At 74.1% G+C, this 5,205-nt stretch carries 7 protein-coding genes; 4 read left to right on the top strand and 3 right to left on the bottom strand.

What is annotated here, in order from left to right; translation table 11 throughout:
• Window positions 1-251: EamA family transporter (locus tag FNQ90_RS11985; protein WP_182606362.1), on the bottom strand; the 251-nt coding region annotated here is incomplete at its 3' end.
• A 31-nt stretch (window positions 252-282) separates the two neighbouring features.
• Here FNQ90_RS11985 and FNQ90_RS11980 point away from each other — a divergent pair.
• Window positions 283-1,017, top strand: a complete 735-nt coding sequence (locus FNQ90_RS11980; RefSeq protein WP_182606361.1) for a class I SAM-dependent methyltransferase — start codon at window positions 283-285, stop codon at window positions 1,015-1,017.
• Window positions 1,018-1,050: 33 nt separating this feature from the next.
• Here FNQ90_RS11980 and FNQ90_RS11975 read toward each other — a convergent pair whose 3' ends face one another.
• Complete coding sequence (locus tag FNQ90_RS11975) at window positions 1,051-2,274, bottom strand: MFS transporter (RefSeq protein WP_407699348.1); 1,224 nt, start codon at window positions 2,272-2,274, stop codon at window positions 1,051-1,053.
• Between the two features lie 152 nt (window positions 2,275-2,426).
• On the opposite strand from FNQ90_RS11975, the gene FNQ90_RS11970 reads away from it, so the two are divergent.
• Together FNQ90_RS11970 and FNQ90_RS11965 are read left to right on the top strand one after the other, a co-directional pair.
• Window positions 2,427-3,512, top strand: coding sequence for a GlxA family transcriptional regulator (locus tag FNQ90_RS11970; protein ID WP_182606359.1), 1,086 nt, complete (start codon window positions 2,427-2,429; stop codon window positions 3,510-3,512).
• The gene (locus tag FNQ90_RS11965; RefSeq protein WP_182606358.1) at window positions 3,509-3,919 is read left to right on the top strand and encodes an Imm10 family immunity protein; all 411 of its coding nucleotides are present in this window, start codon (window positions 3,509-3,511) and stop codon (window positions 3,917-3,919) included. Before FNQ90_RS11970 ends, FNQ90_RS11965 begins: the two co-directional genes overlap by 4 nt.
• A gap of 46 nt (window positions 3,920-3,965) precedes the next feature.
• On the opposite strand, the gene FNQ90_RS11960 is transcribed toward FNQ90_RS11965, so the two are convergent.
• On the bottom strand, window positions 3,966-4,544 hold the full coding sequence (locus tag FNQ90_RS11960; RefSeq protein ID WP_143623965.1) for a TetR/AcrR family transcriptional regulator: 579 nt from the start codon (window positions 4,542-4,544) through the stop codon (window positions 3,966-3,968).
• A gap of 72 nt (window positions 4,545-4,616) precedes the next feature.
• Between FNQ90_RS11960 and FNQ90_RS11955 the strand changes: the two genes are divergently transcribed.
• Window positions 4,617-5,201: a dihydrofolate reductase family protein gene (locus FNQ90_RS11955; RefSeq protein WP_182606357.1), complete on the top strand. Its 585-nt coding sequence runs from the start codon at window positions 4,617-4,619 to the stop codon at window positions 5,199-5,201.
• Window positions 5,202-5,205 lie beyond the last annotated feature (4 nt).

Here is a 5,205-nt window from a genome sequence, read left to right as displayed (position 1 = left end):
GTGACGAGTTGGGTGAGGAGGATCGCACCGGCGATGAGCAGGCCGCCGAGCAGTTGGCGGACGGTGAACGCCTCACCGAGCACGACCCACCCCAGCACCGCCGCGACCAGCGGGCCGACCAGGGCGAGGAAGGAGACGGTGGAGGCGGGCAGGCGTTCCAGGCCCCGGAACCGCGAACAGTTCGCCGACCACCGCGACGCGATCGCCGCCTCCCGTCGCCGCTGGGACGCCGAGCACCCGGAGGCGGACATCCGCTGACCCGGGGCCCGATACGGTGGGGGCGTGTTCTCCCCCGAGGGTCCGACGCTCCGCGAACTCGCCGTACAGGCGCTCTCCTCCACCGAGCGCGGGTACGACCTGTTGGCGCCGAAGTTCGACCACACCCCGTTCCGCACGCCGGACCGGGTGGTGGACGCGGTCGGCGACGTGTTGTGGCGGCTCGGCCCCTTCGGCACCGGCCTCGACGTGTGCTGCGGCACCGGCGCCGGGACGACGATGCTGCGCGGGGTGTGCCGGGAACGGGTGGTGGGGGTGGACTTCAGCGCCGGGATGCTGGACGTCGCCCGCGAGATCGTGCCGAAGCCGCCCGGCGCCATCCCCATCGACTGGGTGCGGGCCGACGCCCGCCGGTTGCCGTTCACGCCGAAGGGCGCCTTCGACATCGCGATCTCGCTCGGCGCCTTCGGTCACTTCCTGCCCGCCGAACGGCCGGGCCTCTTCGCCGGGGTGCGGGACGCGCTGCGGCCCGGCGGGCGGTTCGCCTTCCCCGTCGCCGCGCCCCTGCCTCCCTCCTCGCGGGAGTTCTGGCTGCTGCGCGGCTTCGACGCCGCCATGCGGGTGCGCAACGCGCTGTGGCGGCCCCCGTTCGTCATGTACTACGGCACCTTCCGGCTCACGGAGGTGCTGGCGGACCTGCGCCGGGTCGGGTTCGACGTCGAGGCCCCGGCGCTGGACGCCCTGGGGCACCGCCCCGACGGCTCCCCCCGCTGCCGCCTGGTCCTCGCCACCCGCCGCTGACCGTCGGGCGCCGGCGCGGGCCCGGGGTCGGGGTCACCCGCCGGTGCGGGTGGCGGCGTCCGGTGGGCCGGCGCCCCGCAGGACGGAGGACAGCAGGGCTCCGACCGCGCAGGCCGCCGCGAGGAGCACCCACACCGGTGTGTAGCTGCCGAAGGCGTCCCGGGCGACACCGGCGAGGAAGGCGACGATCGCCGCCCCCACCTGGTGTGTCGCGGCGACCCAACCGAAGACCACGGCCCCGTCGTCGCCGTGGAAGCGGCGGCAGAGGGCGATCACGGGCGGGACCGTGGCGAGGTCCACCAGCCCGAAGGCCACCACGAAGACCATCGTCGCCGGCGTGACGGTCGCCGCCAGCACGACGGGCAGCGAGAGCAGCAGCACCCCCCTCAGCGCGAAGCAGATCGCGAGCAGACGGCGGGGGTCCATCCGGTCGGTGAGCCGCCCGGCGAGGACCGTGCCGACCACCGTGAAGACGCCGATGAGGGCGAGCAGTCCGGACGCCGTGCCGGCGGGCATCCCGTGGTCGTGCGCGGCCGGCACGAAGTGCGTCCACAGGATGCCGTTGGTCGTCGCCCCGCAGATCGCGAACGCGGCGGCGAGCACCCAGAAGGGGACGGTGCCGGCGGCCCGGCGCAGCACGGTCAGGGCGCGGCGCGCCGCGCCGGGCACCGGGGGCGGCTTCGGGACGGGGACGGTGCCGCCGTACGGGCGCCGTCCGATGTCGGCGGGGTGGTCGCGCAGCAGGAGCACGACGAGGGGCACGACGGCGAGGGCGAGCAGCGCGGGCCCGATCAGCGCCGGGCGCCAGTCGTGCCGGGCGACGATCCACGCCAGCCCGGGCAGGAACACCATCTGGCCGAGCACGCCGCCGGAGGAGAGCAGGCCGGTGACCAGCCCCCGGTGGGCGACGAACCAGCGGTGGGTGACGACCGCGCCCAGCGTCATGGACAGCGCGCCCATGCCCGAGCCGATCAGCAGCCCCCAGAAGAGGACGAACTGCCAGGCGGCGGTCATCACCGTGCTCAGCAGCGCGCCGGCGACGAGGAGGCCGAGGGCCCCGGCCACGACGCGGCGCAGGCCGAGCCGGTCGGCGAGGGCCGCGGCGAACGGCGCGGTCAGGCCGTAGAGCACCATGTTCGCCGAGGCGGCCAGGCCGATCTCGCCCCGGGACCAGGCGAACTCGCGGTGCAGGGGGTCCTGGAGGAGACCGGGGATGGTGGAGAAGACACCGGCGACGACGATCGCGACCCCGGTCACGGCGGCCACTCCCCACGCCCGGCCGCCCGCGTCCCGTGGGGGCGGGGACGGGTCCCCGCAGGACGGGGGTCCGGCGTCCCGGCGGGTGTGTGCGGCGCTCGTCGTCATGCCCCACATCCTTCGAGCGCCCGGGAAACGAAACCACTGGCCGGATGGCCACACTGTGCAAGAATCCGGCCATGGACCGGGAGCGCGGGATCGGGGAGAACGGCACCGGAGAGGGACCGCACCGGGTGGTGGTCCTCGTCCGGCCGGGGCTGATCCCGCTGGAGGCGGGGATCGTGCACCGCCTCTTCGGGACGGCGCTCGACGCGGACGACCGGCCGCTGTACGAGGTGGTGACCTGCGCGCCGGAGGCCGGGGAGGTGACCACCGACGCGGACTTCACCCTCCGCGTCGGACGGGGCCCGGAGGCCCTGGAGGAGGCCGACACGGTGATCGTCCCGGCGGCGGACGAGGACTACGGCCCGCAGGAACGGGGCCGCCTGGACCCCCGGGTCCGCGCCGCCCTCGGCAGGATCCCCGCCGGGGCCCGGGTGGCCTCGATCTGCACCGGCGCCTTCGCCCTCGCCGCCGCCGGCCTGCTGACCGGGCGACGGGCGACGACGCACTGGAAGTCCTGCGGGGAACTGCGCTCCCTGTACCCGGAGATCGACGTGGACCCCGATGTCCTCTACACCGAGGACGGGAACGTCCTCACCTCGGCGGGGGTCGCCGCCGGCATCGACCTGTGCCTGCACATGATCCGTCGCGACCACGGCGCGGAGGTGGCCAACACGGTGGCCCGCCGCACCGTCGTCCCGCCCCACCGCGAGGGCGGCCAAGCCCAGTACATCGACCGCCCCGTCCCCGGGCCCGGCGGGTCCTCCACCGCCCCCGCCCGCCTGCACGCCCTGGAACACCTGGGCGAACCGCTCACCCTGGAGGAGCTGGCCCGGCGGGCGTCGATGAGCGTGCGCACCCTCAGCCGTCGGTTCCGGCAGGAGACGGGGGTGACCCCGATCCGGTGGCTCACCCACCAACGCATCCAGCAGGCGTGCCGGTTGCTGGAGGGCACCGACCTTCCGGTGGACACGATCGCCACCCGGACGGGCTTCGGGACGGGGAGCGCGATGCGGCAGCACTTCCGGGAGACGATCGGCGTCTCGCCCCGCGCCTACCGCGCCACCTTCCGGGGCGCCGTGCAGCCGGCGGAGCCCGCCCGGCAGGCCGGACGGCCTGATACAACCCCGGTATGACCCATCGGTTCATCGCACGGGTGGCGAGCGCGGAGACGGATCCCGACGGCGACTTCCTCGAAGCCGGTGTCGCGGAGCACCGGGACGGCGACGGCTTCCTCCTGTCCTTCATGTGCGACGGCGGGGAGCCGGACGAGCAGGACGTCTCGTCCGGCCTGGACACCCACTGCCCGGTTACCGTCGATCAGGGCACGGCGTACGGATGCGTGCGCGAGGCCGTCCTGCGCGGGAACGTGCTGCGGGTGTCGTTGGACCCCTCCGCCCTGCCCGCCCCGAACCTCTCCGATCCGGAGATCGAGGCGGTCCTGGAGGCGCCCGCCGAGGAGATCGCCCGCTTCCGCAAGGTGCTGTCCCGGGTCCTGGCGTACGGCCGGCGGGACGCCCGGCCGATCCGCGTCGCGCTCTGACGACCGGCGGGGCCGGACAGCCGGCCCCGCCGCTACCCGGCCGCCGCTACCCGCCCGCCACGATCCGGTCGACCGCCGCCGCCACGAGCTGTTCACGCTCCTCCTTCGTGAAGACCTCGGGCAGGGTGAGCTGTTCGACGATCAGCCAGTTCAGGGCCAGTATCAGCAGCTTGACGGCCGTGGCGTCGCCGGGGAGTCCGGACGCCTCGTGGTGGGCGATGTTGGCATCGACGTCGGCCCGGACCCGCTCGGTGAGGACCCTCCGCAGTTCGGGGCGGCGGGTGGCCTCGAGGCGGAGTTCGAGCAGCGCGAGGTAGCCGGTGCGGAAGGAGGAGACGCGGCCGACGAGTTCGCGCATCAGCTCCGTGTAGGTCTCCCGGTCGCGGGGGACCGTGCGGTGGCGGGCGAGGGCGGCCTCACCCGGGTGCAGCCGCTCGTAGACGCGGGCGCCGGCTCCGGTGAGCAACTGGTCGCGGTTGGCGAAGTAGTTGGACGCGGTCCCCGGCGGCACGGCGGCCTCGGCGTCCACCGCCCGGAAGGTCAGGCCCCGGGCCCCCTCGCGTGCCAGCACCTCGATCGCCGCGTCCACCAGGGCGACGCGCCGCTGCTCGTTCCGCCTCACCATTGACACCACTCCAACCGTAGTACTACGTTCACACCACTTCAATCAGAGTACTACGAACGGAGTTGTCAACGAATGCGAAAGCTCGTGTACTACATCGCCGTCACGCTCGACGGCCGCATCGCCGGCCCCGGCGGGGAGTACGACTTCTTCCCCCCGGGCGAGGGAGACCGGGGCGCCGCCTACTCGTCATGGATGGGCGCGACATACCCCGAGACCGTCCCCACCGCCGCCCGCGCCGCCGTCGGCCTCGTCGACACCCCCAACCGGCACTTCGACACCGTCGTCATGGGCCTCGGCGCCTATCGCCCCGCCCTCGACCACGGGATCACCAGCCCATACGCCCACCTGCGGCAGTACGTGGTCTCCGGCACGCTCGAACCCGACATCGATCCGGCCGTCACCGTCGTCCCGGACGACCCGATCGGCCTGGTGCGCGAACTCAAGCGGGAGGAGAGCGACCGGGACATCTGGCTCTGCGGCGGGGGAAAGCTCGCGGGAACCCTCCTGCCCGAGATCGACGAACTCGTGATCAAGAGCTATCCGGTGGTCGCCGGCGCCGGGGCCCCGCTCCTCGACGGCGCCTTCGACCCCACCCTCTTCGACGTCGCCCACCGCACCGCCTTCCCCCACGGTGTCATCGTCACCGGGCGCGGGTGAAGCG

This window comes from Streptomyces alkaliphilus (assembly GCF_014141535.1).
GTDB classification, from domain to species: domain Bacteria; phylum Actinomycetota; class Actinomycetes; order Streptomycetales; family Streptomycetaceae; genus Streptomyces; species Streptomyces alkaliphilus.
Note: the sequence above shows the minus strand (reverse complement) of the source record. Positions and strands in the feature narration are given on the sequence as shown.